Annotated in this window: 24 protein-coding genes and 1 tRNA gene; 11 read left to right on the forward strand and 14 right to left on the reverse strand. The window is 65.0% G+C overall.

The genetic code is table 11. From position 1 onward, the window contains the following. Positions 1-13: 13 nt before the first annotated feature. The 5 genes from mobA to L0B83_RS07315 all read left to right on the forward strand — a co-directional run bounded on the left by mobA (position 14) and on the right by L0B83_RS07315 (position 6,393). Positions 14-625, forward strand: a complete 612-nt coding sequence (mobA, locus tag L0B83_RS07295) for a molybdenum cofactor guanylyltransferase (RefSeq protein ID WP_234757744.1) — start codon at positions 14-16, stop codon at positions 623-625. Positions 626-656: 31 nt separating this feature from the next. Further along, entirely contained in the window at positions 657-944 is a 288-nt protein-coding gene (locus L0B83_RS07300; protein WP_234757745.1) for a DUF6457 domain-containing protein, read from the forward strand. Continuing rightward, on the forward strand, positions 941-2,266 hold the full coding sequence (locus L0B83_RS07305) for a molybdopterin molybdotransferase MoeA (RefSeq protein ID WP_234757746.1): 1,326 nt from the start codon (positions 941-943) through the stop codon (positions 2,264-2,266). Before L0B83_RS07300 ends, L0B83_RS07305 begins: the two co-directional genes overlap by 4 nt. Before the next feature lie 123 nt (positions 2,267-2,389). Beyond that, positions 2,390-3,262 (forward strand): formate dehydrogenase accessory sulfurtransferase FdhD, encoded by an 873-nt coding sequence (fdhD, locus tag L0B83_RS07310; RefSeq protein ID WP_234757747.1) that lies wholly within the window; start codon positions 2,390-2,392, stop codon positions 3,260-3,262. A gap of 104 nt (positions 3,263-3,366) precedes the next feature. After that, positions 3,367-6,393 carry an alpha-mannosidase gene (locus L0B83_RS07315; RefSeq protein ID WP_234757748.1) on the forward strand — a complete coding sequence of 1,009 codons (3,027 nt, stop codon included), beginning with the start codon at positions 3,367-3,369 and terminating at the stop codon, positions 6,391-6,393. Here L0B83_RS07315 and L0B83_RS07320 read toward each other — a convergent pair. From L0B83_RS07320 to L0B83_RS07340, 5 genes are all read right to left on the reverse strand, one after another. Further along, positions 6,390-7,217, reverse strand: a complete 828-nt coding sequence (locus L0B83_RS07320; RefSeq protein ID WP_234757749.1) for an amino acid ABC transporter ATP-binding protein — start codon at positions 7,215-7,217, stop codon at positions 6,390-6,392. The genes L0B83_RS07315 and L0B83_RS07320 overlap by 4 nt on opposite strands. Beyond that, a complete protein-coding gene (locus L0B83_RS07325; RefSeq protein ID WP_234757750.1) occupies positions 7,204-7,869 on the reverse strand; it encodes an amino acid ABC transporter permease in 666 nt (221 codons plus the stop codon). The genes L0B83_RS07320 and L0B83_RS07325 overlap by 14 nt, the downstream gene beginning before the upstream one ends. 15 nt (positions 7,870-7,884) lie before the next feature. After that, positions 7,885-8,703 (reverse strand): amino acid ABC transporter substrate-binding protein, encoded by an 819-nt coding sequence (locus L0B83_RS07330; protein ID WP_234757751.1) that lies wholly within the window; start codon positions 8,701-8,703, stop codon positions 7,885-7,887. Positions 8,704-8,954: 251 nt separating this feature from the next. Next, on the reverse strand, positions 8,955-9,656 hold the full coding sequence (locus tag L0B83_RS07335) for a hypothetical protein (protein ID WP_234757752.1): 702 nt from the start codon (positions 9,654-9,656) through the stop codon (positions 8,955-8,957). After that, positions 9,653-10,378 carry a hypothetical protein gene (locus tag L0B83_RS07340; protein ID WP_234757753.1) on the reverse strand — a complete coding sequence of 242 codons (726 nt, stop codon included), beginning with the start codon at positions 10,376-10,378 and terminating at the stop codon, positions 9,653-9,655. Before L0B83_RS07340 ends, L0B83_RS07335 begins: the two co-directional genes overlap by 4 nt. Positions 10,379-10,587: 209 nt before the next feature. Between L0B83_RS07340 and L0B83_RS07345 the strand changes: the two genes are divergently transcribed. Continuing rightward, positions 10,588-12,258: an ABC-F family ATP-binding cassette domain-containing protein gene (locus tag L0B83_RS07345; protein WP_234757754.1), complete on the forward strand. Its 1,671-nt coding sequence runs from the start codon at positions 10,588-10,590 to the stop codon at positions 12,256-12,258. Further along, positions 12,255-14,168, forward strand: coding sequence for an ABC transporter ATP-binding protein (locus L0B83_RS07350; protein ID WP_234757755.1), 1,914 nt, complete (start codon positions 12,255-12,257; stop codon positions 14,166-14,168). The genes L0B83_RS07345 and L0B83_RS07350 overlap by 4 nt, the downstream gene beginning before the upstream one ends. A gap of 31 nt (positions 14,169-14,199) precedes the next feature. On the opposite strand, the gene L0B83_RS07355 is transcribed toward L0B83_RS07350, so the two are convergent. From L0B83_RS07355 to L0B83_RS07385, 7 genes are all read right to left on the reverse strand, one after another. Next, the gene (locus L0B83_RS07355) at positions 14,200-15,132 is read right to left on the reverse strand and encodes a GGDEF domain-containing response regulator (protein WP_234757756.1); all 933 of its coding nucleotides are present in this window, start codon (positions 15,130-15,132) and stop codon (positions 14,200-14,202) included. Then, positions 15,129-18,443 (reverse strand): hybrid sensor histidine kinase/response regulator, encoded by a 3,315-nt coding sequence (locus L0B83_RS07360; RefSeq protein WP_234757757.1) that lies wholly within the window; start codon positions 18,441-18,443, stop codon positions 15,129-15,131. Before L0B83_RS07360 ends, L0B83_RS07355 begins: the two co-directional genes overlap by 4 nt. An 11-nt stretch (positions 18,444-18,454) precedes the next feature. After that, entirely contained in the window at positions 18,455-19,480 is a 1,026-nt protein-coding gene (locus L0B83_RS19875) for a PilZ domain-containing protein (RefSeq protein WP_234757758.1), read from the reverse strand. 3 nt (positions 19,481-19,483) lie between these two features. After that, complete coding sequence (locus L0B83_RS07370) at positions 19,484-20,488, reverse strand: glycosyltransferase (RefSeq protein WP_234757759.1); 1,005 nt, start codon at positions 20,486-20,488, stop codon at positions 19,484-19,486. Positions 20,489-20,604: 116 nt separating this feature from the next. After that, positions 20,605-21,054, reverse strand: a complete 450-nt coding sequence (locus L0B83_RS07375) for an NUDIX hydrolase (protein WP_234757760.1) — start codon at positions 21,052-21,054, stop codon at positions 20,605-20,607. Continuing rightward, positions 21,051-21,494: a DUF6314 family protein gene (locus L0B83_RS07380; protein WP_234757761.1), complete on the reverse strand. Its 444-nt coding sequence runs from the start codon at positions 21,492-21,494 to the stop codon at positions 21,051-21,053. The genes L0B83_RS07375 and L0B83_RS07380 overlap by 4 nt, the downstream gene beginning before the upstream one ends. A 13-nt stretch (positions 21,495-21,507) precedes the next feature. Further along, positions 21,508-21,580, reverse strand: a tRNA-Arg gene (locus L0B83_RS07385). Positions 21,581-21,737: 157 nt separating this feature from the next. Here L0B83_RS07385 and L0B83_RS07390 point away from each other — a divergent pair. From L0B83_RS07390 to L0B83_RS07400, 3 genes are all read left to right on the forward strand, one after another. After that, positions 21,738-22,502, forward strand: coding sequence for a hypothetical protein (locus L0B83_RS07390; RefSeq protein WP_234757762.1), 765 nt, complete (start codon positions 21,738-21,740; stop codon positions 22,500-22,502). Positions 22,503-22,681: 179 nt separating this feature from the next. Continuing rightward, on the forward strand, positions 22,682-23,128 hold the full coding sequence (locus L0B83_RS07395) for a DUF7793 family protein (RefSeq protein WP_234757763.1): 447 nt from the start codon (positions 22,682-22,684) through the stop codon (positions 23,126-23,128). Further along, positions 23,118-24,638: a putative bifunctional diguanylate cyclase/phosphodiesterase gene (locus L0B83_RS07400; RefSeq protein WP_234757764.1), complete on the forward strand. Its 1,521-nt coding sequence runs from the start codon at positions 23,118-23,120 to the stop codon at positions 24,636-24,638. Before L0B83_RS07395 ends, L0B83_RS07400 begins: the two co-directional genes overlap by 11 nt. An 85-nt stretch (positions 24,639-24,723) precedes the next feature. Here the strand turns inward: L0B83_RS07400 and L0B83_RS07405 are convergent, their stop codons facing one another. After that, entirely contained in the window at positions 24,724-24,894 is a 171-nt protein-coding gene (locus L0B83_RS07405; protein ID WP_234757765.1) for a hypothetical protein, read from the reverse strand. Between the two features lie 295 nt (positions 24,895-25,189). On the opposite strand from L0B83_RS07405, the gene L0B83_RS07410 reads away from it, so the two are divergent. After that, the gene (locus L0B83_RS07410) at positions 25,190-26,227 is read left to right on the forward strand and encodes a hypothetical protein (RefSeq protein ID WP_234757766.1); all 1,038 of its coding nucleotides are present in this window, start codon (positions 25,190-25,192) and stop codon (positions 26,225-26,227) included. Positions 26,228-26,229: 2 nt separating this feature from the next. Here L0B83_RS07410 and L0B83_RS07415 read toward each other — a convergent pair whose 3' ends face one another. Next, entirely contained in the window at positions 26,230-26,856 is a 627-nt protein-coding gene (locus L0B83_RS07415) for a hypothetical protein (protein WP_234757767.1), read from the reverse strand. Positions 26,857-26,882 lie beyond the last annotated feature (26 nt).

A 26,882-nucleotide genomic window follows, 5' to 3' on the forward strand; every position in this document is an offset into this window, starting at 1 on the left:
GTAATCTGGGCAAGTGGACTTTGATGCAGTGGTTTTGGCGGGTGGCAAGTCCTCCCGCCTCGGCGGCGTGCCCAAAGCACAGTTGGGGTATGCCGGCGCCACGCTCCTTGAGCATGCCCTGGGGGCCGCGCGCGGTGCGGGACGCATCGTCGTCGTCGGCCCGGATCCCGGCACCTTGCCGGACGGCACATTGACCGCGCGGGAGGAACCGCCCTTCGCCGGACCCGCGGCCGCGATCGCTGCCGGGCTCCTCGCCCTGGGGCAGGACGCAGGTCAATTCAGGAAGCCCGCGCCTTGGGTCCTGGTTTTGGCTTGCGACATGCCCCTAGCCGCCTCCGCCGTTCCGGTCCTGCTCCGCGAAGTTGCAGGCCATCAGGATACTGACGGTGCCATGGCCGTATCTGCCGACGGCCGGCAGCAGCCGCTGCTCGGAATCTACCGTGTCTCTTCGCTGATGCGGGCAGTCGAGGCCGCGGCAGAAGTTGCCGGGTTGGCCAACCTCGCGGTCTTCCGCCTGCTTGCTAGTCTTGATCTGCTGGCCGTGCCTGTCCCCGCTGGGTCCACCGATGACGTGGATACCTGGGACGATGCCGCGGCGCTTGGAGTGGACGGCGGCCTGCCGTGACAACAGCTGTACCGGACAGTGGAGGCGGATCGTGAAGAGCCAGGAAGAAACACTCGAGGAATGGTGCAGGAGCCTGCTGCAGGCGTATGAACTGGACGGTGTCGAGATCGACATCAACGAGGTCCTGTCCCTGGCGGGCGTTGCAGCCCATTCAGTGGTCCGTCCGGCGGCGCCTCTGACCACCTTCATTGCAGGCTTTGCGGCCGGACGTGCCGCGGGTTCGGGACAAGCGACGGAAGCAGCGTCGATGGATGCCGCCATGGGCCTGGCACGCACGCTCGCGAACGACTACACAAACCCCGGAACCGGCGCCGGATGACGGAAGCCGCCGAGCATGTCCCGCACGCCGACCACTTGTGGGCGGAGGCGCGGCAACTTGCCTTCGATAGTGCCACGCCCATTCCCGCCGCACCGGTTGCCCTGAAGGACGCCATCGGCAGGACCCTGGCCTCGGATGTCCACGCCCTGCAGGACCTGCCGCACTACGCATCGTCGGCAATGGACGGCTGGGCGGTCAACGGCAGCGGCCCCTGGATCCTCGCCGAACCCGGCCATCGGCTGGCCCCTCATCAAGCCAGCCCGATCGCCACCGGCGGCCTGGTCCCGCCGGGAGCCAAGGCCGTGCTGCGGAGTGAGAACGGGATCCTGACCACGGACGAAGATGGCCTGCCGCTGCTCGCGCTCGGCGGGAACGCAAGGCCCGGCGAACCGCGCAACGGGCAACATATCCGCGCCGCGGCAGAGGAAGCCGCGGCGGGCGAGCTGCTGATCGCCTCGGGAGTCGTCCTTAACCCGGCCCATCTCGCCCTCGCCGCGCTGGCCGGACGTGATGAAGTCGACGTCCTGGGCAAACCCCTCGTGAAGATCCTCCTGACGGGCTCCGAAGTGGTGACCGCGGGTGTCCCGGCCCCCGGGCGCGTGCGCGATACCTTCGGACCCCAGCTTGGCGCCGTCGTCGAACTCCTGGGCGGGCTGCAAGGCGGGCAAACCAGGGTGGGCGACTCCTATGGCGAGTGGCTCTCGGCCCTTGAGGAAGGCGAGCTGTCGCCGGATGCGCCACCCGCCGACGTCGTCATCACCACCGGGGGAACTGGCCGTTCGGGAACCGACCACTTCCGCCGCGCCATTGCGGAGCTGGGCGGCCGCTTGCTCATTGATGGAATCGCGATGCGTCCGGGTCATCCCGGCGTGCTGGCCGAACTGCCGGACGGCCGGTTCGTGCTGGGTCTCCCGGGCAATCCACTCGCGGCCATGATGGTGCTCTTCACGATCGGCTCGCCGCTCCTCGCGGGGCTGGGCCACGGCACGCTGCCCGAGGTGGGCGAGGTGCCTTGCGGTGCCATGCTCGACGCCGACCCCGGGCGGACGCGCCTGCTTCCCTTCAGGTTCGTGTACGGCTTGGCCTCGCCTGCCCAGCACGCGGGGCCCGGAATGATGCGCGGCCTTGCCAATGCGGACGGCGTCATGGTGGTGCCGCCGCACGGCGTGCAGCTGGGAGAGGCAGTGCCCGCTTTTCCGTTGCCGTGGGGGCGGCCCCTTCCCCTGCCGAAGCTTCCGGAGGACAAGGCCAAGAAGGCTTCCGCCAAGCCGGCCCGTAAGGTTGCGTCCGGACCGGTGGACTGGAGCGCGCTGACAGGCTGAAAGCGGCACGTGCCGGATGACTGCGGGTGGATTAGAACGTGAGGCCTTGCAATGATGGGGACATGAACAGGCATGCTGAACCCGCCGGGCATCCGGAAGCTGCCGGGACGGTAGGGAAGTGACATGGGACGCGTGACCCAGCGCCGCAAGGTGCACAAATTCGTCCTGGACGGCTCCCCGCAGGCTCTGGAGCACCCGGTCCGCTACCGCGAGGACTTCCTGGCCGTCGAGGAACCGCTCGAGGTGCGCTTGGGGCACATGTCCTTCTCGGTAACCATGCGGACTCCCGGCGACGACTTCGACCTCGTGGCGGGCTTCCTGGTCTCCGAGGGCGTCATTTGGGACCCTGCCCAGCTCATTTCCCTGCGCTTCTGCGCAGGAGAGGACGAGAACGGCGTTCAGACGTTCAACGTGGTGGAGGCCCAGTTGCGTCCCGACGTCGTCCTTCCGGAGACCGGCCGCAACGTCTACACCTCCAGCTCGTGCGGGATCTGCGGAACGGACTCCATCGAGGCAGTGCGCAAGTCCTCACACTTCAGCCCCGAGGGGGACCCCCTGAGCGTCCCTGTGGAGGTTCTGGCTTCGCTGCCTGACCGTCTGCGCGAAGCCCAGGCAGTCTTCGACAAGACCGGGGGGGTGCATGCCGCGGGTCTCTTCCGGATCAGCGAGGACGACGGCGGCGAGCCGGAGCTGCTGTGCCTGCGCGAAGACGTCGGCCGGCACAATGCGGTGGACAAGGTGGTGGGCTGGGCGCTGCGCGAGGGACTGCTGCCCCTGCGGGGCACCATCCTGCAGGTCTCGGGGAGGGCCTCGTTTGAACTGGTGCAGAAGGCGGCGCTCGCGGGGATTCCCGTTTTGGCCGCCGTCAGCGCGCCCTCGAGCCTTGCCGCGCAACTTGCCCAGGAGTCGGGACTCACGCTGGTGGGGTTCAGCCGTGGGACGAGCCTGAACGTGTACGCGGGAAGCGAGCGGGTGGGGGTTCCGGCAAGCATTTAAGGATCCGGGGCATGGCCGCCAGTCACTTGGTAATTGTTCCAGAACAACGTAGATTTTATCCATCGAATGGAACCGCTTTTCCACCGCGCTAAAGGGGACCCGCATTGCACGACGACCGCCTGATCACTGAGCAGCGGCTCGACCGTTTTGTCCGGGAGCGGATTGCTCCCGCCATCTATGGCCGCGCGTTGCCCCTTGAACTGAGCAGCTGGGACGCCCCAGGAGAACCGGTTCCCGTTTCGGAAGCGCTCCGCCAGGTTTTCGAACCGCAGGAACAGGGTGCCGCCTGGGGCAAGGCTTGGAGCACCAAATGGCTTCGGCTTAGGGGTGAGGTCCCGGAGGGTTGGGGAGTGGCCGATGGCACCACCGTGGAAATCGTGGTCGATCTCGGGTTCAACAATGATGTCCCCGGATTCCAGTGCGAAGGCATTGCCTGGCGCGCGGACGGCACCATCATCAAGGCCATTTCGCCGCGCAACCAGCACGTCCCGCTGAAGCTCTTGGGTGGCGGCCTGTCCGTCGACTTCTACGTGGAGGCCGCGGCCAATCCGGACCTCAGCCAAGGGTGGACCTTCGCGGCGACCCCCCTGGGAGACAAGGCCACCTCCGGCGAAGAGCCCCGCTACCGGCTTGGACGCATAGCCATCGCCGAACTCAACGAGGTGGTCTGGGAGCTCCACCAGGACATTTGGACCCTTAGCGGGCTCATGCACGAACTGCCCTTCGAACTGCCGCGGCGGCATGAGATCCTCCGCGCTTTTGAGCGCATGCTGGACGTCATGGACCCGGACGACGTTGCCGGTACCGCAGCCGCCGGCCGGGAAGCACTCGCCGAGGTCCTGGCCCGGCCCGCCTATGCTTCAGCACATGAGCTGCTGGCCACAGGACACGCCCATATCGACTCGGCATGGCTGTGGCCTGTCCGTGAAACCATCCGAAAGTGCGCCCGCACCTTCTCCAATGTGGTCGCCCTCATGGATGAGAACCCGGATTTTGTCTTCTCGTGTTCCTCGGCGCAGCAATTGGCGTGGATTAAAGAGTTCTACCCTGAGTTGTTCGTCCGCATCCGGGAGAAGGTGAAGGCCGGGCAATTCGTGCCGGTGGGCGGCATGTGGGTCGAATCGGACACCAACATGCCCGGCGGCGAGGCGATGGCGCGCCAATTCGTGGAGGGCAAGAGCTTCTTCCTGGAGGAGTTCGGCGTCGACTGCCAGGAAGCCTGGCTCCCGGACTCCTTTGGATACTCCGGCGCCCTGCCGCAAATCGTCAAGTCCGCCGGCTCCCGCTGGTTCCTGACCCAGAAGATCTCATGGAACCAGGTCAACAAAATGCCGCACCACACTTTCAATTGGGAAGGCATCGACGGCACGCGGCTCTTCACCCACTTCCCGCCCGTGGATACCTACAACGCCGAGCTCCACGGCCGCGAGCTCGCCCATGCCCAGCGCAACTACCGTGAGCACGGCCGCGGCACCATTTCCCTGATTCCCTTCGGCTACGGCGACGGCGGCGGCGGACCCACGCGCGAAATGGTTGCCGCGGCACGCCGAACGGCCGACCTGGAGGGTTCGCCGAAGGTGCGCATGGGAACGGCGAAGGAATTTTTCACGAAGGCCGAGGCCGAGTATCCCAACCTCCCCGTTTGGGTGGGGGAGATGTACCTCGAGCTGCACCGGGGCACCTATACCAGCCAGGCCAACACCAAACAGGGCAACCGCCGTTCGGAGCATCTCCTCCGCGAAGCCGAACTTTGGTGCTCGACGGCGGCAGTGCGGACAGGAGGCGCCTTCGCCTACCCTGCGGCGGAACTGAAGCGCTTGTGGCGCCTGGTGCTGCTGCAGCAGTTCCACGACATCCTGCCGGGCAGCGCGATCGCTTGGGTCCATCAGGACGCCGAACGGAATTACGCGGCCATTGCCCGCGACCTGGAAGCGATTATCGCCAGCGCTGCAGCAGCCCTGCTGGGTGAAGGGGACACGACGTTCCTCTTGAATGGGGCCCCGCACGAGCGCAACGGAGTGCCTCCGTTCGCCGCTGCAGAAGTGGTCCACCCGGAGCATCCCGTCAAGGTGACCGAGCGCGCCGGCGGGTATGTTTTGGACAACGGCGTCATCCGGGCCGTGCTCGACGCGAACGGCCTGCTCACGTCGCTTGTGGACTATGCCAGCGGCCGCGAGGCGATCGCTCCTGGGCAGTTCGGCAACCACCTTGAGCTCCATCGGGACACTCCCAACGAGTGGGACGCGTGGGACATCGACGAGTTCTACCGGCGCAACGTTGTTTCGGTGGTCGAAGCGCGTTCGGTGACGCTTGAGAGCGCGGGGTGGGACGCCGTCGTCGTGGTGGAACGTACCGTTGGCTCTTCGACCATCACCCAGCGCATCTCGCTGGAAGCCGGCGCCGAGTCCCTCGGAATTTCCACTACCGTGGACTGGCAGGAGCGCGAGAAGCTTTTGAAGATCGGCTTCCCGCTGGATGTCCGTGCGGACCGGTCCGCCTCGGAGACCCAGTTCGGGCATGTCTTCCGGGCGACCCATACGAACACGTCCTGGGAAGCCGCCAAGTTCGAATTCTGCGCGCACCGCTGGATCCACGTGGCGGAGCCGGGATACGGCGTCGCCATCTCGAATGCGTCAAGCTACGGGCACGATGTCACGCGGGCCATCCGCGACGACGGCGGTACCACCACCAACGTCCGAGTGTCCCTGCTCCGGGCCCCGAAGTTCCCGGACCCCGAGGCGGACCGTGGCATGCATGTCCTGGACCTGAGCATCCGGCCCGGAGCCAGCATCGGCGACGCCGTGGAGGAGGGGTACCGGACCAACCTCAAGCCACGGCTCGTGGCGGGTGCAAAGGCCGTAGCGCCGCTCTTCACGGTGTTCAACCAAGCGCTGGTGGTCGAAGCCGTCAAGCTCGCCGAGGACGGCTCCGGAGACGTCATCGTGCGGCTCTACGAATCGCTGGGGGAACGCTCCACCGGTCTCATCACGGCCAACTTCGAATCCGCGCGGGTGCAATCGGTGGACCTGCTGGAGCGGCCCGTCGAGGCACCGGGCGTGACCCCTGGAGCCGGTGCCGCAGAGCTGGCCCTGCGCCCGTTCCAGTTGGTGACCTTGCGTTTCAGCCGCTAGACCTCGTGCTGCAGACGCTTGACGAATTGCTTGGTACGTTCCTCGCGCGGCTCGCGCAAGACCTCTGCGGCCGGTCCCCGCTCCACCACCACGCCGCCGTCCATGAAGATGACCTCGTTGGCAACCTGGCGGGCGAACGCGAGTTCATGCGTCACGATCACCATGGTCCACCCTTCGTCGGCAAGTTCCTTGATGACACCGAGCACGTCACCTACGAGTTCGGGGTCCAGGGCCGAGGTGGGCTCATCGAAGAGCAGCAGCTGGGGTTTGAGCGCCAAAGCGCGCACAATTCCCACGCGTTGTTGCTGGCCGCCTGACAGTTCGAACGGGTAGGCGTCCCGTTTGTCCGCGAGGCCCACCCGGGCCAGGAGCCGCTCAGCCTCTGCGACCACCTCAGCGCGGGGCCGTTTCTGGACCTGGACGGGCCCCTCGATGATGTTCTTGAGCACCGTCATGTGCGGGAACAGGTTGTAGTGCTGGAACACCATGGCGCTTCGATCCCGCAGGGCAGCGATCTCCCGCTTGCCCACGCCGCCCGCGAAATCGAGCGTCAGTCCCGCGCCGGAGCCCCTCACCGTTCCGGCGTCGGCGTCTCCGAAGGTGACCGTTCCGGCGTCGGGCACTTCCAAGCCGTTGAGCGAGCGCAGGACGGTTGTCTTGCCGGAACCGGAGGGCCCGATCAATGCGACCACCTGCCCGCGGCGGACGTCGAGGTCGATTCCGCGCAGCACCTTGTTGCTGCCGAAGGCTTTGGCGAGGTTGCGGGCGGAAAGTACCAGCCCGGAGTTCCCTTGGGAGGCGTTGCTGGTCTCAGTGGGCGACATAACGGTCCAATCTGCGCTCCAGGGCGGACTGGCCCGTGGAGAGGACAAGGCAAATGACCCAGTAAACCAACGCGGACTCGAGATACAGGATCATGAATTCCTGGCTGAACGCGGCGATCTGCTGGGCATTGCGGAAGAGCTCGGTGACCAGGATGAGCGAAGCCAACGAGGTGTCCTTCACGAGGGAAATGAAGGTGTTGGAGAGTGGCGGCACCGAGACCCTGGCCGCTTGCGGGAGGATGATCCGCACGAGCGTCTGCGGGCCCGACATGCCGATGGTGTGCCCGGCCTCCCACTGGCCCTTGGGTACCGACAGGATCGCCGCGCGGATGACCTCGGCCGCGTATCCGCCAACATTGAGCGAAAACGCGATGATGGCGCTCGGCCACGGCTCGAGCTTCACGCCGACGCTCGGGAGGCCATAGAAGATCACGAACAACTGCACCAGCAGGGGAGTCCCCCGGATCACGGAGACGTAGAAGCGCGCGGCGCCGGAGAGCAAGGGGTTGGGGCTCAAACGCAGGAGGGCAACGAGCAGCGCCAGGGCCAGGCCAATGGCGAACGAGGCCAGCGTCAACGGGATGGTTCCCGTGACGGCGCCCCCGATGATCGGCCCGAAGGAACTCCAGACGAGGTCCCAGTTGAAGGTCATCTGTTTGGCCGCCGGCTACTTGGTGACGTCTGCGCTGAAGTACTTCTGGGAGATCTTGGCGAGGGTACCGTCGGCACGAAGGTCCGTGAGCGCTTTGTCGACGGCGTTCTTGAGCTCGGTGGATCCCTTGCGGAAGACCATGGCGCTTTGCGTCTTGTCGGTGGTCTCGGCGGCGATCTTCAAGCCGGAGTCCGGAGTGCTCTTGGCATAGTCGAGGTAGGTCAGCTTGTCGTTGACGGTTGCGTCGACGCGGCCCTGGCGGACCAGCGCGGCGGCTTGCGCCCAGCCTTCGACGGACTGGACGTTGGCGCCCGCGTCGACTGCCATCTTGTAGAAGTTGCTGGTCAGCGACTGGGCGGTGGTCTTGCCTTTGAGATCGGCGAAGCTGTGGATGGAGTTGTTGTCCGACTTGGTCACAACGACGCCGTTGGAGATGGTGTACGGGGCCGAGAAGTCGTACTTGGCAGTGCGCTCAGGGTTGATGGAGATCTGGTTGGCAATGGCGTCGAAGCGCTTGGAGTCAAGCCCGGCGAAAATGCCATCGAACTGGGTCTCCTGGAAGGTCGCCTTCACGCCGAGCTTCGCGGCCACGGCTTGGGCGATTTCGACGTCGAAGCCCGTGAGGGGGCCGGCCCCGTTGTCGTGGAAGCTGAACGGCCGGTACGTGCCCTCGGTAGCGATGACGATCTCGCCTTTGGACTTGATGGCGGAGAGCGATGTGTCTCCACCCGACGTCGACGACGGCGAGGAGCCGCCTCCGCAAGCGGTCAATGCCAGCGCGAGGGCGGCGAGAGTTGCGGACAGGGCTGTTCGGCGGGAAGGCAGGATCTTCATGAAAGCCATCTTAGTCACGGGACCGGACCCGGTTGGCGCCGGTGTACACGGGAGGACGCTTAAAAAGGCTGAGTGGGGGCGGTCCCCAACAGCCCGCCACCACTCATCCCCCCAAAGTGCTTCCGCACGCGCCACGAACCTTGGAAACCCGTTCATTGATTCAAAGGTTAGGCTGCGTTGCCTTCACACATTCATAATTATGCCACCATATAATGGTTTTATGAAAGAGGTTACGCGGTCTGTTTCTTAAGTTACCGTGCGACCTTCCGGCTGGCAACGGCCTTGGAGAGCCAAATGCCCCCGAAGCCGAGCGCAGTGGCCAGGGCGGCTGAGTAATTGATGACCGGACGCAGCCATTCGGCCGAGTCCGGGATGAGGGGAAAGAGCTGCGAAACGGTCATCAAGCCGAGGCCCAGGAGCAGCGTTGCGGAGGCGGCCCGGAGCAGGCCGGGTCCTGTCCCTCGAACGGAACTCCAGATGCCCGGAATGAGGCACACGGCAACGTAGCCCGGGTAGAGCCTGCCCAAGGCCGCATAGAGTTCAAGGGCCGGGCCAGCGTCGAGGTCACTTAGGCCAACGGAGGAGCCCCGGGTGTCCATCGAGAAGAAGAAAACGGCCGTGAGTACGGCCGTTGCTACCAAAACCGCCAAGCCGATCGGTCCGCGGATGGCACGTTCTCCGATGGCTGAGCCAAAGGCCCGGGCCACCTTGATGCCCATGAGCAGGAACGTTCCGTAGAGCATGAACCGGAGCAAGAGGTTGGCGAGGTTGAAGTTTCCCAGCCACCCGTCGATCAGCATGTAGGGACCCTCGATGCTGAGGAGGATGTCGAGCGAAATCAGCGCGAACAAGACAAATACCATCCGGTTCTCGCCCCGTACGGCGCTGGGAATGCGAATGGCCGTCAAAATAACGCAAACGGAGAGCGTGGCCCACGCCAAGACGGTGGTCATCCCAGGTTCTCCCAGATTCTGTTGCTGTGGTCGAGCTCATGCTCATGGCGGCGGAGGGCCTTGCCCATGGCCTGCAGCCGTTCCCCGGCCACCAGGGCCAGTTCGCCTTCCGTCATCCTGTCCAAGGCATCCCGCCGCGCCCCGGGGGGCCATCCGGCTTCGGCCTCTGTGACCAGTCCGCTGGCCACAAGACCTCCAGCCGGTCCTACGCCGGCCGCTTGGGACGTTGCCAAGGCCAGTTCCGGAGGCAGCCGGTTGGCGGTCAAGTGCGCGGAGAAGTTTTGCGGTGCGATCCCGGTAGCGATGCTCACCCGGTGGCGCAGCCCGCCGTCGTCGATAGCGTCCACCCAGTTCCTGACCGAACTCGCGTGCGGAGTCTCCGCCAAGACCAGGGCCGGGGCGCCCTCCCGAGGGTCCGACCGTTCAATGATGGCACGCAGCAGATCCGTGGTGGATATCTGGCTGACGAGTTCCGCATCAGTGGGGGGAACCTGGGTGCCGCGAAGCGCCGCGTAGGCCTCGAATTGGGCCAATGCATCGAAGGGATTCATATCGAAGGCCCGGCTGATGCTCACGAGCGAACTCTCGGCGACCTTGCCGCGGACCAATTGTTGGGCCAAGGTGGTGCGTTTCACTCCCGAAAAGCGGCACACATCGGCGGTGCTGGTGTTCGGGGCGATCCCGTGCAGCCAGCGTTGGAACGCCTTGGAAGGGAGGGACATGTACCACTTTCTGATAGACGGTTTCCCGCAGGATGCCTCTGGACCATGCATTCAGCCAGGTCCGCGAAGTCGATTTTACGATGCAGGCACATTGAATTATGCTTGATTCTCGAACCCGCTGGTCCGCACACCCCCCAAGTCCGGACCAGCGGGTTCTTCCATGCCCCGGCCTTTCCGCTCACGGGCGGAAGCAGTGAGAGGATAGACCAATGACTGCAACGCTTGTCGCCAAAGAGCTTTCCGGCGGCCACGGTCACCGCACCTTGTTCTCGAAGCTCTCCCTCACTGTCGCGCCGGGAGACGTCGTGGGTGTCGTCGGCGCAAACGGCGCCGGGAAGTCCACTCTTTTGCGTATCCTCGCGGGAGCTGACCGCCCCCAGGCCGGTACGGTAAGCCTTGCTCCGAGCGACGCTTTTGTCGGTTGGCTGCCCCAGGAACACGAACGCACCCCCGGCGAAACCGTTGGCGCGTACATTGCCCGCCGCACTGGTTGCGCCCAGGCAACGGCGGAGATGGAGGCCGGCGCCGAGGGCCTCGCCGCCGGGACCAAGGACGCCGACGACGCGTACGCCTTGGCTTTTGACCGCTGGATGGCATCAGGCGCCGCGGACCTTGAGGACCGGATCCCGGCGGTGCTGGCGGAACTTGGGCTGGAAGCGGGTCCGGATGCGCTCATGACGGGCCTGTCCGGCGGTCAGGCCGCCCGCGTCGCCTTGGCCGCGCTCCTCCTGAGCCGCTTCGACGTCGTCCTCCTGGACGAACCCACCAATGACCTGGACCTCGACGGGCTCGCCCGTCTCGAAGCGTTCGTCCAACGCCTTCGCGGTGGCGCCGTCTTGGTTTCGCACGACCGGGAGTTCCTGGCGCGCTGCATCACCAAGGTGCTTGAACTGGATCTGGCGCAGAACAGCGTGGCAGTCTACGACGGCGGTTACGATTCCTTCCTCGAAGAGCGCGCTGTGGCAAAGCGGCATGCCCGCGAACGCTACGAGGAGTTCGCCAATACGAAGGCTGATCTGGTGTCCCGTGCCCGGACGCAGCGCGAATGGAGCTCCCAAGGCGTCCGCAACGCCATGAAGAAGAGTCCTGACAGCGACAAGATCCGCAGGGCGGCGAGCGTCGAGTCCTCGGAGAAACAGGCCCAAAAGGTCCGCCAGATGGAATCCCGCATTGCCCGGCTTGAGGAGGTGGAGGAGCCCCGCAAGGAATGGCAGCTGCGGTTCAGCATCGGCCAGGCTCCCCGTTCCAGCTCCGTCGTCGCAACCCTGCGCGACGTCGTGGCCCGCCAAGGAGACTTCACGCTGGGACCCGTCAACCTCCAGCTCAACGCCGGCGAACGCATTGGCATCACGGGACCCAACGGCGCGGGAAAATCCACCCTCCTGCGGTTGCTGCTGGGGATTCAAGAGCCCGACGCCGGAGACGCCTCTATGGGTGTGTCCGTGGCCATCGGTGAGATCGACCAGGCCCGCGGACTGCTGGCTGGTCACCTCACCTTGGCAGACGCCGTCGAATCCGTCCTGGTCGACTGGAACTCGGCGGATGTCCGCACCCTGCTGGCCAAGTTCGGCCTTAAGGCGGACCACACCTCGCGGACCGTGGACTCGCTGTCCCCGGGCGAGCGGACGCGCGCGGCGCTCGCGCTGCTGCAGGCCCGCGGCGTGAACCTGCTGGTGCTCGACGAACCCACCAACCACCTCGACTTGCCGGCCATCGAGCAGCTTGAGGAAGCCCTCGAAAGCTACGACGGCGCGCTGCTGCTCGTCACGCACGATCGCCGCTTGCTTGAAAACGTCCGGCTCGATGCCCGTTGGCACCTCGACAACGGCGCCGTGACCGAACTGCACCACACCACCGGATTAGGAAACAAAAAGCCATGAGCATGGATGGCGTCGCCTGGCGTTCGCTCTACAACATCTCCCGGGTAAAGAGCGGCTCGCAGCCGTTCTCCAAGGAAACCATCAAACGCGTGCTGGCGTTCGCCAGGCCCCATCGCAACAAGCTGATCGCCTTCGTGCTTGCCTCCATCGCCGGTGCGTTCCTTGCGGTCGCCACTCCGGTGCTGGCAGGCCGAGTGGTCGACGCGATCATCGCCCGCACCAGCGCGGACGTGGTGATCGGCCTCGCGGGGCTCATCGCCGTGGTGGCCGTCGCGGATGCCGGGCTCGGCTTGCTCACGCGCTGGTTGTCCTCGGTGATCGGAGAAGGCGTGATCGTGGACCTGCGGACGCGGGTTTTCGACCATGTGCAACGGATGCCCATCGCGTTCTTCACGCGGACCCGCACGGGAGCCCTCGTCAGCCGGCTCAACAACGACGTGATCGGCGCCCAGTCGGCGTTCGCTGGCACGCTCTCCGGAGTGGTCAGCAACGTGGTCTCGTTGGCCTTGACGCTGATCGTCATGCTCCACACCTCCTGGCTGGTCACCGTGCTCGCCATGGTCTTGTTGCCGATCTTCCTCATTCCCGCCCGGCGGATGGGCTCCAAGCTCGCGGACCTCCGGCGGGAAGCCGCCGAGCACAACGCTGCGATGGGAACGCAAATGACCGAGCGCTTCTCCGCGCCGGGCGCCACGCTCGTAAAACTGTTCGGCCGCCCGGACGAGGAATCCGCCGAGTTCGCCCTGCGGGCCGGCCGGGTGCGTGACATTGGCGTCCGTACGGCCATGCTGCAGTTCACCTTCATCACTGCGCTGACCCTGGTTTCGGCCCTCGCCCTCGCTCTGGTCTACGGCCTGGGCGGTTGGCTCGCGCTTGGCGGCCAGCTCGCAGCGGGCGACGTCGTGGTGCTGGCCCTGCTCCTCACCCGCCTTTATGCGCCGCTCACGGCGCTTTCCAGCGCGCGGGTGGAAGTGATGAGCGCCCTGGTCAGCTTCGAGAGGGTCTTCGAGATCCTGGACCTTGAGCCGCTCATCCAGGAAAAGCCGGGCGCTGTGGCCGTGCCTCCGGGACCCGTTGCGGTGGAGTTCGACGACGTCCGGTTCGCCTACCCTTCTGCTGACAAGGTGTCCCTCGCGTCGCTGGAGGAAGTGTCCACCCTCGATACCCGCGGCGGCGAGGAAGTCCTGCATGGAATCAGTTTCCGGGTAGAGCCCGGGCAGACCGTGGCGTTGGTTGGTTCCTCAGGTGCCGGCAAGTCCACTGTGGCGCAACTGTTGTCCCGCTTGTACGACGTCGATTCCGGCGCCGTCCGCTTGGGCGGCTTCGGGCCCGGGACCGGGATGGACGTTCGCGACGTCACGTTCGATTCCCTCCGGGACACCTTGGGAATGGTCACCCAGGACGGCCACCTGTTCCACGAAAGCATTGCTTCCAACCTCCGGCTTGCCCGGCCGGGCGCGAGCGACGAGGAAATGTGGGATGTACTGCGGCGGGCCAGGCTCGAAGACATGGTGCGGTCCCTGCCCGACGGTTTGGAGACTGTGGTGGGGGAGCGCGGCTACCGGCTCTCGGGTGGTGAGCGTCAACGGCTAACCATAGCCCGGCTCCTTATCAAGCAGCCGAAAGTTGTCATCCTCGATGAAGCCACGGCGGCCTTGGACTCCACTAACGAAGCCGCCGTGCAGGCAGCCCTGGGCGAAGCGCTCGAGGGGCGCACCGCCGTCGTGATTGCCCACCGCCTGTCCACTATCCGCGCCGCTGACGCGATCCTGGTGGTCGAGGACGGCTACATCGTGGAGCGCGGAACCCATGCCGAGCTGCTCGCCGCGGGCGGCCGCTACGCGGAGCTGTACAACACGCAGTTCGCGGAGGCGACGGCGGTGGCCCGGGAAGCTGTTCCGGAGCTGTAAGGCGCAGCCACTCCGCCAAGCGGCCGGGGTCTCAGCTCCGGATGATGTGACGGACTTCCGGCGCAACTTCCAGGCGATTCCGCCCGGCCGCCTTGGCCGAGTACAAAGCCAAGTCAGCCTCTTTCAGGAGCCGTTCGCTGCTGACCCGATGGTCGGGGACAAAGGCCGAGAGACCTGCGCTCAAAGTCAGGGTGCCCGAGGGGTTTCCGGAATGGGCAATACCCAGGTTCCGCACGGCCTCCAGCGCGCGTTCCAGGCTTGTTTCGGCGCCCGCCACCGACTGGCCGGGCAGCAGGAGGAGAAATTCCTCCCCGCCGAAGCGGTAGATTCCATCGCTCTCGCGCCCTTGTTCGGCAAGGGTGGCCGCAACCGACTGCAAGGCGAGGTCACCGGCCTGGTGGCCGTAAAAATCGTTGTACCTCTTGAAATTGTCGACGTCGCAGATCGCCAGGCTGTAGTCCGTTCCGTAGCGGGCGGATCTCTTGTGCAGCTGCTCCAGATCCTCCGAGAGCTTGAGCCGGTTGTGGAGCTTTGTCAGGGGATCGGTGCGCGCTTGCTCCGCCAGCGCGGCACGGTAGCGTGCAAGATCCGCATGCAGCGATGTCACCCTTTGTGCCACCAGCAGCCGGGTATGCAGGGCGAACGGGTCAAGCGGCTTGGCCACGTAGTCATCCGCGCCGGCCTCCATGCCCGCGACGACGTCTTCACGCGAGTCCTTTGAGGTGACAAGGACAAGGTAGGTGTAGGAATCCTCTTCCGCACTGCGGATGGCGCGGCAGAGTTCCAGTCCATTGAGCCCGGGCATCATCAGGTCGGTCACCACAACTTGCGGGCGGTGGTGCCTGTACAACTCCCAGGCGGAGCTGCCGTCCGCGGCCACGATGCATTCGTGGCCGGATTGCTCAACTGCCGCCTCCGCCACGAGGCGCGAGCCGAAGTCGTCGTCCGCCACCAGGACCTTCACGAGGCCACCGACACGGCCTGGTCCAGCGCTTCGTCAACGAGTCCCAGTTCGGCTTCGAGGCCGCCCAGGAGCGCGGGATCGACGGGTCCGCCGCTGGATGAGCTGTGCTCCAATTCCTCACACATCCGTGCCGCGCGGGCGGCGCCGATGTTGGCTGCGGCGCCCTTTAGTTTGTGGGCCACCTGCCGGAAAGCGTCCTCGTTTCCGTTGTCCAGGGCGTGGCGGAGTGCCTCCAGGCTCGGACCGATGTCTTCCCTGAAGGCCTGGGCGGCGGCGGGCAGCAACCCGAGCCCGTCTGCCGGACCGAGGCTACGCAAGGTTTCCAGTCTCTCGGGGTCGAGGACGGGTCCGCCGTCTTCCTTTGAAGCTTCCGGTATCCACCGGGCGAGAACCTGCTTCAATTTGTCCACGTCCACCGGTTTGGTCAAATAGTCGTCCATGCCGGCCGCAATGCAGCGCTCACGATCCTCGTCGAGTGCGCCCGCGGTCATGGCGATGACGGGCAGCCGCCTGTGTCCGTTCTGCCTTGCACGGATGGCTTTTGTGGCCTCGAATCCGTCCATGACAGGCATATGGCAGTCCATCAGGACGGCGGCATAGTCGGTGGCCGCGGTGGCGGCAACCGCTTCGCTGCCGTCAGCCACGACGTCGGCCTCGTACCCGAGCTTCGCAACCATGCTGCGGGCCACGAGCTGGTTGACCTCGTTGTCCTCGACCACCAGGATCAGGGCGCGCGACCGCTGGGTGGTGCTGACCGGGGCTGCTTGGGGAACCGGAGGAGCCGCGATCGGGTGGGCCGCCACAAGACGCATGAGGCGGTCGTAGAACTCGGAACTGCGGACCGGCTTCGTCAGCCATTCCTGGACTCCCGCGGCCACGAGTTCGGCTTTGTCCACATTCATGGTGGATGTCAGCATGATGATCCGCGTGGCTGCAAGCGCGGGGTCGGTGCTCAGCTTGTGTGCCAGTTCCAAGCCATTCATGTCGGGCATGCACATGTCCAGCACCGCAATGTCGAAGGGACGTCCGGCCGCAGCTTCCTCGCGGCAGCGGTCCAAGCCCTGCCGGGCATCTCCGACAGCCTCCGGACGCATCCGCCAGCCCGCCAACTGCGTTTGGAGGACCAGGCGGTTGGTTGAGTTGTCGTCCACAACCAGGACCCGGAGTCCAGTGAGCTGGTCGGGCGAGATCGACGGCGGAGTTGCAGCCTCTTCGCTCACGGCCAGGGGAAGGGTGGCCCAGAAAGTACTCCCGTTGCCCAAGGAGCTGTCCACGCCGATCTCGCCGCCCATCACCTCGGTGAGCCTCCGGGAAATCGCCAGGCCGAGGCCGGTCCCGCCGTATCGCCGCGTGGTGGAAGCATCCGCCTGCGAGAACGATTCAAAGAGCCTGTGATGGTCTGCCGCGTCGATCCCGATCCCGGTATCACGGACTTCGAAGCGCACACGAACGTTCTCCGACTCCTGCTCCACGAGCTTCACACTGATGACAACTTCCCCTGAAGGAGTGAACTTTATGGCGTTTGATGCCAGATTGAGCAGGATCTGCCTGATGCGCCCGGCATCGCCCACCAGCATCGCCGGAACCTCCGGGCGGCAGTAGGCAATCAGCTCCAGGCCATTGGCCTGTGCGGCCTCAGCGATGAGGACGGCGAGTTCTTCCACCAAGGTGCGTGGATTGAACGGCGCAGAGTCCAGGTCCACCTTGCCGGCTTCGAGCTTCGAGAAGTCCAGAATGTCGTTGATGAGGGACAACAGGGCTTCACCCGCGCCCTTGACGCCTTCGGCATATTGGCGCTGGGTTTCGTCCAAGGGGGTGTCCAGCAACAAGCCGGTCAGCCCGATCACTCCGTTCATCGGCGTGCGGATCTCATGGCTCATCGTCGCGAGGAACTCCGACTTCAAGCGGCTGGCTTCCTCGGCGGCTTCGCGGGCGGCCACCAACTCGGCCTGGGCTTTCCGGCGTTCCGTGATGTCCTGGGCGATTGAGGCGACTCCGTGGATGCCGCCGGAGCCACGGATCGGGGACATCGTCAGGGAGACAGGAACGATCGAGCCGTCCACGCGGACCCGTGCTGTTTCGTAGCTGTGGGTTTCTCCGCCGGCGCGGAGGGCTGCCATGAGCCTTCGTTCCTCGTCCTGCAGTTCAGCAGGAATGATGAAAGAAACGTTCCTGCCGATCGCTTCAGCTGCGCTGTACCCGTAGATCCGTTCGGCTCCGGGGTTCCAGCTGGTGATGACACCGTCCAGGGTCTTGCCGACGACGGCATCCGCCGAGGAGTTGACGATCGCGCCCAGGCCTTCCAGCTCCGCTGTACGCTCGGCGACTTTCGATTCGAGGTCCCTGGTGAGGTTGATGTTCTCGACGATCATGAGGATCTGGCGCGTGATGGCCAGGACCAGCGCCGTGATGCCAACGGCTTGGAGGAAGGGGTCGCCGGGACGCCCGTTGCGGATGGGCGCCACGATCATCGCACCCAGGAGAGGAACAAAGGGGAGCAGTTCCAAGGCCAAAGTGTAGAGGCGCCGTTCCGTGCGTGGACGCGGGGAATAAGGAATCAGAGGCGCCAGCGCGATAAGCAGGAAGGCCGTGATCCAGCCTGCGGCCAGCGGAGTTCCGGTGAGCCCTGTGACGCCGCCGGACGTCAAGTCCACATACGTACTGTCAGTGATCGCCAGGACGAGGAGGCCACCGCCCAGGCAGACCCACCTGAGGCGCTCCCCGGGGGCCCTCCGCATGGTGAGCATGAGGACGATGGAGACAATGACGATGTCGGCAACCGGATAGGCGACGCTCGTGAGATGGACGAGGACGTCCTGCCCTTCGGTCTTGTAGATGGAGCCGAGGACGGTGGCCCAGCTCATGAAGAGCACCGCTGACGCAATCACTGCCGAATCCAAGAGCGTGCGCACGAAAGCTACCGAGGAGGCACGGGGCCGCGGGAACAAGTACAGGGCTATGGCCGCCGGGATCGCGTAGCCGACAAAAGCGGCGTCGGCTATGGAGGGGTAGGGATAGACATGGTTGAGCGTCAAGCCAAAAAAGGTCCAGATCGTTTGACCAATGCTCCAAATCAGCGTGGCCAGGCCCATGACCCGCCAGGCACGGGCGCTTTCGTCTTTGCGCCGCGCGGCCCGGGCACAACTGGCTGTGGCGAGCAGGGCGGCCGCCAGGATGGTGAGGTCCCCGGCGGTCTGGGCCCCGGACGATCCTTGGTTCAAGCCCAGGAAAACCGTCAGGACGACGACGGCGGCGACGGCGCCGACGACGGCGATGGCGGCCACCGGCCGGAGCAACGTAAATGTTCGCATTCCGTACCCGCTCATGATGCCTCGCGGGTTGCGACGACGGGGACGCCAGGCGGGAAGCCGGGCACTACGCCGTCGGGAGTGTGGAACAGCCACAGCGCAAGTTGGCGATAGGCACCCCAGTCTCCGTCGCGAACCCTCAGCGAGGCGGTCTGCTCGGACTTCGCGCTCGTCCAGACCCGGACGATGTCGAGGGGGATTGGTTCGGATTTGGGGAGTGCCAAGAGGACCTTTCCTGATTCGGGTAGTGCGTCGGCGTTCATTCGGACGGCGGCGCCCCCCATGGACACGTCCACCAATTGCCCGGGAGTGCCGGCAACCGTGACGGGCACGGAGAGAGGGACCCGGTGGGCGCTCCTGCGCGACGTAGCGAATTCCGCGGCCCGGATCCGCAGCGTTCCCAGCACGAGGACAATTCCGGCCAGCACCAGCCAGACTCCGGCGGCGATCGTGGAACCGGGGCTTGTCCGCCAAGGCACCCATCCGAGTACTCCCGCCGTCGCATAGAGGATGATCCCGGCCACGATGGCGATCAGCACGAGGAGGATCCTAGGCGCCCTGCCGCGGAGCCTGAGCTCTGCCGCACCCTTGGGAGTCACTTGGAATTCGAGGGACTGCCGGGAAACGAGCCACCAAAGGCATGCCATCCCGACGGGCACCCGGAAGATCCGCAGGGCGAACGCCGTCGGCCAATGGATCTGGTGGCGCATGAGCCGCTTGGCGCCCCACAAACGGACCCAGAACATCGCAGCGAAGGCAAGGGTGAACTCCACCGGTCCCGCCGTGGAGGTCTGCGCGCCTGAGATCATGACCCCCATCGGGATAATGAACGCGATCAAGGTGGCAATGCCCTCCAGCCACCATAAGGTTCCGTTGATGTATTCGTGGAAGTTCCGCCAGGTCATCCAGCTCTTGGCGGCCCAGAGCCGCTCGTAGGTCAGGATCTGCATGGCGCCCATGCCCCAACGGCGGCGCTGCAACAGGTACTGGTCCGCGGTTGCGGGGGCGAGGCCTACAGCCAGGGTCTGGTGGTGGTACACGGTCTACCACCCGAGGCGGATGAGCTTGAGGGTGGTGTGCATGTCCTCGGTGATCGTCTCCGTGGCCACTCCACCCACTTGGCGCAGGGCCTTGACCCGGAGCAGCGAGGTTGAGCCGCACCAGAACGGTCCTGCGCCGGGAACATTGCGGGATGGCATCAGGACGTTGAAGAACAGGCCCTGTTCACCGGAGATCCCGTCGTCATCGAAGGCGCCCGAGTTGTAGAACGCCTGCGGGCCTTGGACGAGCGCGATGTCCTCGTCGGCGAACCAACCCAGCGTGGCCGTCAGGAACGTGGGCAGTGGCACGTGATCGCAGTCCAGCACGGCAATGATGTCTATTGCGTCCTTGCCCGCCGCTTCCTCGGCGGCCATGAGCTCCAGCGCATGGTTCATGTTGCCGGCTTTGGCATGGTCATGTTTGGCCCTGGTAACGACTCGCGCGGCGAACGAAGCGCACATCTCGGCGACCCATGGCCGGTTGCCGTCGTCCAGTACCCATGTTTCGTGGCTCGGCTTCAGTGCGCAGGCCGCAGCAATGGTGGGGGCAAGGACCTCGACGGGTTCGTTGTAGGTGGGGATCAGCACGGCCACCTTCATGCCCTGCGGAGGTTCCGTCACCGGCTCCGGTGCGCGGCAATCGATGTTCCACAGGGTGATGGACTTCAGGACGAGCCCCAGGAGCGGAAGGGCTTCGAACGTCACCAGCGTCCACGCGATGGCACGGTCACCGCCTGCGGGCGGCATGGTGAAGGAGATTCGCCAAATGAGGTAGGCCACCAACGCCACGATCGCGGCGAGCCCGCCGATCCTGGCCATCCAGCGGGACCGGGGGGCCTCGGGAGCGGGCGAACCCAATTGCGCCGCCCAGCCGGACATTCCCGCCGTCGAGAAGGCCTTGACCTCCAAGGGGGTGTCACGGAACTGCGGCTGTTCGGGGCCGAGTCGGGCAACGGCCTGAGCCTCGGCCGGTGCGCCGGCAAGCCGGCGCTGAACATTAGATTGCATGCGATCCCCCAGCTGGACCTGACAATGCAGCCTGTATCAAGTTAAAACAAACTGTTCGACCACTATAGCCAGTTCACACCGGATTTTCATGGCGGTCGAAGAAGTTTAGGGCCAGTTCACGCGGGCATTCTTCCCGATGCCGGAGGTCCCACGGTTGCGGCGAGGAGGGGCAGCACATGGTCGGTCAGGAGCGGCGCCAAGTCGTCCGGGAGATCACCGCCAATGTCCAACCACCGGATCTCCGCTATCTCGGCGGACGGATGCGCCGTCCACGTGCCGGGCGCCGTGAAAACCGTGGCTTCGATGTCCGTGGCGGCCTCGTTTGCCGCAGCGGCAAGCCAGGTCCCCAAGGGCAACAGTTCCGTGGCTGGAAGCTCGATACCGACCTCCTCGGCCAGCTCGCGGGCTGCCGTCTCCGCCGCGGTTTCACCTGGCTCGGGCTTGCCTCCCGGATGCATGAACTTGTCCGTGCCCCGCTTGCGCACCGTCAGCAGCCTTCCGGCGTCGTCGTACACGCACACCGCGCTGACGATTATCAGGTCCTTGGGCCGGTTGTCGCGGGTCATTGCTCTCTCCTTAGCCGGGATTCGAGCAGCAAGTCCTTGGCCGGTCCGTGGACGTCCCAGGTGTAGCTGAAGGCATCGGGGCCGCCCCAGAGGTATGTGACTTTGTAGTCATCGGGATCGCACCAGTGGGTGTCCTCGTTGGCGTGCTCGCGGAAGCTCATGCGGTGGAACGGCTTTCCATCGGGGAAGCGGACATCCATGGCGGCGGGAGAGCCGGAGGGTCGGAGGAGGTATTCGCGGAAAGCCGGGCCGGTGTGGGTGGGCCACGTCATGGTTCCGTCTTCGCGGAGGAGGAGACCGCCGTCGGGGGTTTCCGAATAGCGCACGACGCCGGTAAAGGTACCGCGGGCGTCCCCCGCCCGGTCCCACAGGGACCGTTCCACAGTCCAGCTGCCCAGCAGGTAGGCCCGCAGGTCGTGCGTCGGAGGGGGTTCGCGCAACTGGTCTTTCAAGTGCCCTCGATTGGAATCGAACCAACGACACCGGCTTTAGGAGAGCCGTGCTCTATCCACTGAGCTACGAGGGCCTGTGCGCATGCTGGAAGCTCCGGGAAGCCGCCCGCCGGGCACGCATATAAGCATACAAGCTGCCGGAGCGGCCCTCGAACACCGGCTCCGGCAACATGGGACTGCCCGGCGGCGCCGGCGGCACGGCAGATGCACGCTGGCGCTAGGCTGGCCCGCATGAGTGAGCATATGACCGTGGCCGCCGCCCACGGCGACCATCTCCGGGACCTGGGTACCATCCGCTCGAACATCGGCGGCTGGGCCCAGTTGAGCGTGGTGCAGTATTTCGTGGCCGAAGCGGCGGTGATTGAAGCCTGGCGGGGCCCCGCGCCCTATGACCGCCGGACCGGGTTCATCAGTGATCTTGGCGCGCTCAAATGCGGAACCTACGATCACCGCGACGTCTGTTCGCCCCTGCATCTGCTCATGAATGCCTCCTTCGTAGTGCAGGGCCTGGGGATGCTCTTCGGGGCGCTCCTGCTGAGCTCGGCGCTCTTGTGCATCGCGGCCCGTCCCGGCGTGCGCACCGTGCCGGGTGCCGCCTACCGCAAGGCATGGCCCGCCGCCGTCGCGGTCCGGTTCCTGGCTGGTATCTCCGGGCTCGGGACTGTGGTTGTTGGATTCGTGCCGGAAGACCTTGGCTCTCCCTTCCATCTTGCCGGTGCCCTCATGTTCTTTGTCGGTGGAGCGTTCGCGCTGGTGCTCCTCGGGATACTCTGGCTGCCGCACACCGTAATGAGCTGGTTCATCCTGGCGTGTGGGACGCTGACGCTGGGTGCCCTGGTGGTCGGCGGCCTGACACACATGCATGTCCCCGAACCGGGAACCCTGGAGCGGCTGATGGCTTACCCGGTCACGATCGGATTCGCCGCTGCGGGGCTAGTGGTGGCGCAACGGGTCCGGGAAGTACGGCGAACGGCGGCGCGGCTTGCAAGGCGCTGAGTTTTTCGCGGATAGCATCGTGTCGGTGTGTGTGCAAAGTTTGCATTATCATGAGTGCACTCACCGGAATGGCGCCGGGCTGAGGGTTCCACGCAGTCTTGGCGCAGATCAAATGGACCGACACGGCAGAACCTAGGACCCATGACTCATCAGCTTGTTCAGCGTCAGGCCACGCAGCGATGAGCGCCCAGACACTGCCCGCCCGGGATTCCATGCATCCGGAAGAATCGATGGCTGCCCCGTTGGAAGACGCGGCTACCGGTGCTGGCCAGATCACCGTTGAATTGGCGGAGGACGGGATCGTCGAGGTCACCCTTCCGCCGAACACCGCGGTCCGCTCGCCGGAGGCCCAGGCAGCCGCGGCGGTTGTTCGTATGATTGCGGACGGACGGCGGCTTCCGGTCCTGCTCAAAGTGACCGGAGTGCTGTCAATCACCGACAAAGCGCGCGTGACCTACACGAATGCCGCCGAAATTTCAGCGTGCGCACTGTTGGGGGAGAGCCCGGTGGACCGGGTGATCGCGCACTTTCTCCTCCGCGCCAAGCCGGACTCCATTCCGGGACGGTTCTTCACGTCAGAGGCGGAAGCCCGTGACTGGTTGAGAGAGCACCACCGTGAGTCATGAGCCCCAGGACCCGCGACTCCTTGCCCTGGTCGAAGGGGTAGTCAGGATCGCGGACGGCGACCTCAGCACAAGGATCCCCGTCTCCGGCCCCCGCGACGAAGTGGCAGCTGTCATCACCGGGATCAACCTTATGGCGGACGACCTTCAAGCCATCTACCAGGAGCTCGAGGAGCGGGTCGAAAGCCGGACCGCCATGCTGCGCGAGGCACAGATCGAACTCGAGAGGATGGCGCTCACCGATCCGCTGACGCAGTTGGCGAACCGCACGGCACTCGAACGGGCGCTGAACCATGAACTCGTCGAATCGGAGCGGGGCGAGCTGCCGCCTGCGTTGCTCGTCTTGGACTTGAACTCCTTCAAGGGGATCAACGACACCTTGGGGCACGGCGCAGGGGATACGGTTTTGAAGGTTACGGCCAGGCGCCTGCTCGCGGCCGTCCGTGAAACCGACATGGTGGCCAGGCTCGGCGGGGACGAATTCGCGGTGATGCTGCCCAAATCCAATGCGGCGCACGCGCGGGGCGTCGCCAAGCGGATCCTCCGGGCTGTCGGCGAGAGCATCGACATCGGCGAAGTCCGGATCATCTGTGGAACAAGCATCGGGCTCCGGGTCGCCGAGCCGGGCCAGTCTGTGGACGACCTCGTCATGGAGGCCGACACAGCCATGTATGCGGCAAAGGCGGAGCAGGGGAGCAGCGTCCGGGTTTTCGAACCGGCATTGTTGTACGCGCGCCGGCTCCAGGGACTCATGATCTCGGAACTGCGTGAAGCCATTCGGACGGATCAGCTGATCCTCCATTTCCAGCCTGTTGTCGAGTTGGCCTCCGGGCGGATTGAAGGCGCTGAAGCGCTGGTGCGATGGAACCATCCGGACAGGGGATTGCTGATGCCTGATGCTTTCATCCCGCTGGCCGAGGAGACCGGCATCATCATCGATCTGGGCTATTGGGTCCTCCGCCAGGCGATACGGCAGTTGCGCGAGTGGCAGGACGGCCCGGGCGTGGACGAAGACTTCAGCATGCGCGTCAATATCTCCACGACAGAACTGCAAAGCCTGGAATTGATCGAACATGTCCGGGAAGTCCTCGCTGAAACCGGGGTGGAGGCATCCAGGCTGATCATTGAACTGACGGAATCAGTGGCGGTGAACGGCGGCGACCTCGATAAATACTCCCTGACGGGCCTCCGCCGGTTGGGTGTCCGCTTGGAAATAGACGATTTCGGCACCGGCTATTCGTCCATCAGCTACCTGCGCACCCTTCCAGTCAACGTGGTTAAGATTGATCGCTCCCTCATCCAAGGCCTGGGCACGGACGACAAGGAACGGAATTTTGTGTCGGCCGTTCTCCAGCTCATTCATGCGTGCGGAATGCAGGCTGTTGCAGAGGGTATCGAAACGGCCGAACAGGCGGCCGAACTCGCCCGCCTGGGCTGCGCCAGCGGCCAAGGGTATTACTTTGGCCGACCCATGGCGGCGGAGAAGTTCGCGGAGATGCTGCGAGGCAGCTGACCGGGTCTCCTCCCCGTGACGGAATCCTGTGAAAGAATCCAGGCAGCGGAAAGGCACCGGACCTTCGGTCCGGTGCCTTTCAGTTTTAGCTGGTTGTAGCTAGTTGGCCGGGGTGGAGTTCGGCCACCAGCCGGTTGCCTGAGGCGAAGCCTGGGTGGTGGCGTTCGGCCACCAGCCGGTGGCTGACGTCGAGGTCGTGCTGAAGTTCGGCCACCAGCCAGTGGCTGACGTCGAAGTCGTGCTGAAGTTCGGCCACCAGCCAGTGGCTACGGACGAGTCTTGTGCCGGGCTCTGGCTGCTGGCAGAAACAGCGGCGGAGCCGGTGATCCCTGCGAGCAGGATTGCTGCTGCCGCGAGGAGGGCGGCGAAAGTTCTTTTCATGCGAAAGCTCCTGATATTTGTGGCTGATGCGACTGGAGTGAACGAAGTGAAGCACGCTCAGTATAAGGAGTAACGACACGCGGTGTCATCACTCCTTCGTGCGCATCCCACAAAGCCGTGCTACTTGCCGGGGCGCAGCTTGCCTAAGTGTCTGAGGGACATAATGGAGTATGCAAGAAAAGAAGGTTGCGCCGTCCTACGCCGCCGCGGAACTGCAGGCGAGGGAGCATCGGGCCAGCCACGATTTCGCCAAGGCTGCCGACGGAGCGCGCTCGGCCGCCGATATCGCCCGCGATGACGGCGATTCCACGGGGTGGTGGAACATGACCTTCCTTCAAGCACAGAACCTTCTCGACGCCGGTGATTTCGCTGAGAGCACGGCGCTGGCGAGATCCCTTTCCGAGGCATCGTTGGCTGTAACCTCGCCCCAACACAAAGCCCGGGCACTCATCTTGATGGCGAATTCCCTGCGGGGTGAAGGGCTCCTCGAGGCGGCGACGGCGGCCGCGGCATCCGCCGTCGGCTTGGTCGATGATGACGCGGACATGGAAATCGACGTCCACGCACGGCAGGCCCTGATCGCGGCGTACGGCGAGTCGGGAAAGCTAGAGGAGGCATGGAAGGAGTGCCTTTCCCTCTCCGCGCGGATCTCCGATGGAATGGATGACCAGTTGGCCGGCAAGGCGTACTGGGTGATCGGCAATGTGGCCTTCCTTTGCGACAAGGTCAATGAGGGCCTCCACTACCATGAGCTGGCGGCGGAAACCTTTTCCCCTACTCGGAACCTTGATATCTGGGCCAAATTCAACAAGGCGTCAGCGGCGATGAGGCTGGCCGCCGAAGTGGCCGATGCCGCCACCCTCCGGTGCATTGAACGGGCGGAGCTTGCCACGGACGTGGTTGGCGGCAACGAAGAGGAAATTCTGCTGCTTCGCCTCAACCGCGCGCATTGGAACTACCTCGCAGGGGACACCGGCGAGGCAATCAAGTTGCTGGACGAGCTCACAGACCATGTCGACCACTTGCCCCCTCAGATGGCAGGCGAGATATTCCTCTTGATGGCACGCGCCCAATCCGACACCGGTAACAAGCAGGCGGCAAAGGAAAGCCTGGCCGAAGCGGCGGGTCGCTTCGAAAAAGCCGGCGCCCACCAGCGTGCCCTCCAAGCCAGGGAGATGCTTGAACCGGGGACCGAATCGGAAGCTTGACGCTAGGCGCGCTTCGAGCGCCGCCGCCCGAGGAATATAGCCGCGCCGCTTGCCACAAGGCTCAGCAGGAACAGCACCCAGCCGACGACGGTGAGCGTGGAAGCCAAAGCCACTTGGCCGGCGTCGGGCGCTGCTGTTCCCACCGCGGCGTCAACCGCAACGTTGCCCCACAACCGGACCACGGCGAACAACAGGGGAGCAGCCCACAACGTCCAGCGCAGGGCCCTTCCGGCCACATTGGTGCCGATCAGGAGAAGCCAAGTGAATCCGAAGATCAGCGGAAACAGGGTTCCGGCGGTCTTGTGGATGTAGCTGAGCTGTCCGCGGGCGTCGTCCGTCATGCCGGCGTGCAATTGGCGGATGTAGTCGGTGGAGAACCCGCCGATGAGGGAATCGGGCATGGCCATGCCGCCGGACAACTGGGTCATCTGGTTCAGGGTGAGCAGGTGCACGTACCAAAAGAGGAAAAGGCTCGCCACAAGCCCGGCAATGACTATGAGGCGGCCGTTGTTCTGGGCCTTCTCCGGGGACCGTCGGGTGGTGGGATTGATCACCGGCGGCAGGTGGTGCTGGGGGACGGCAGCATTGGCGCCGTGCTTCTTGATGCGTTGGGCGGGGGTCTTGGCCATGTCATTCATTATCCCGCCACATAAGC

This window comes from Arthrobacter alkaliphilus (assembly GCF_021483235.1).
In the GTDB taxonomy this organism is placed as follows: Bacteria; Actinomycetota; Actinomycetes; order Actinomycetales; family Micrococcaceae; genus Arthrobacter; species Arthrobacter alkaliphilus.

Excerpts from the sequence above, each read along its gene's own strand:
- L0B83_RS07410 (WP_234757766.1), top strand. The coding sequence starts at position 25,190 with ATGCAAGAAAAGAAGGTTGCGCCGTCCTACGCCGCCGCGGAACTGCAG.
- L0B83_RS07415 (WP_234757767.1), bottom strand. The coding sequence starts at position 26,856 with ATGGCCAAGACCCCCGCCCAACGCATCAAGAAGCACGGCGCCAATGCT.
- L0B83_RS07395 (WP_234757763.1), top strand. The coding sequence starts at position 22,682 with ATGAGCGCCCAGACACTGCCCGCCCGGGATTCCATGCATCCGGAAGAA.
- L0B83_RS07330 (WP_234757751.1), bottom strand. The coding sequence starts at position 8,703 with ATGAAGATCCTGCCTTCCCGCCGAACAGCCCTGTCCGCAACTCTCGCC.
- L0B83_RS07305 (WP_234757746.1), top strand. The coding sequence starts at position 941 with ATGACGGAAGCCGCCGAGCATGTCCCGCACGCCGACCACTTGTGGGCG.
- L0B83_RS07340 (WP_234757753.1), bottom strand. The coding sequence starts at position 10,378 with ATGTCCCTCCCTTCCAAGGCGTTCCAACGCTGGCTGCACGGGATCGCC.
- L0B83_RS07360 (WP_234757757.1), bottom strand. The coding sequence starts at position 18,443 with ATGCGAACATTTACGTTGCTCCGGCCGGTGGCCGCCATCGCCGTCGTC.
- L0B83_RS07335 (WP_234757752.1), bottom strand. The coding sequence starts at position 9,656 with ATGACCACCGTCTTGGCGTGGGCCACGCTCTCCGTTTGCGTTATTTTG.
- L0B83_RS07320 (WP_234757749.1), bottom strand. The coding sequence starts at position 7,217 with ATGTCGCCCACTGAGACCAGCAACGCCTCCCAAGGGAACTCCGGGCTG.
- L0B83_RS07345 (WP_234757754.1), top strand. The coding sequence starts at position 10,588 with ATGACTGCAACGCTTGTCGCCAAAGAGCTTTCCGGCGGCCACGGTCAC.
- L0B83_RS07350 (WP_234757755.1), top strand. The coding sequence starts at position 12,255 with ATGAGCATGGATGGCGTCGCCTGGCGTTCGCTCTACAACATCTCCCGG.
- L0B83_RS07390 (WP_234757762.1), top strand. The coding sequence starts at position 21,738 with ATGAGTGAGCATATGACCGTGGCCGCCGCCCACGGCGACCATCTCCGG.
- L0B83_RS07375 (WP_234757760.1), bottom strand. The coding sequence starts at position 21,054 with ATGACCCGCGACAACCGGCCCAAGGACCTGATAATCGTCAGCGCGGTG.
- L0B83_RS07370 (WP_234757759.1), bottom strand. The coding sequence starts at position 20,488 with ATGCAATCTAATGTTCAGCGCCGGCTTGCCGGCGCACCGGCCGAGGCT.
- fdhD (WP_234757747.1), top strand. The coding sequence starts at position 2,390 with ATGGGACGCGTGACCCAGCGCCGCAAGGTGCACAAATTCGTCCTGGAC.
- L0B83_RS07325 (WP_234757750.1), bottom strand. The coding sequence starts at position 7,869 with ATGACCTTCAACTGGGACCTCGTCTGGAGTTCCTTCGGGCCGATCATC.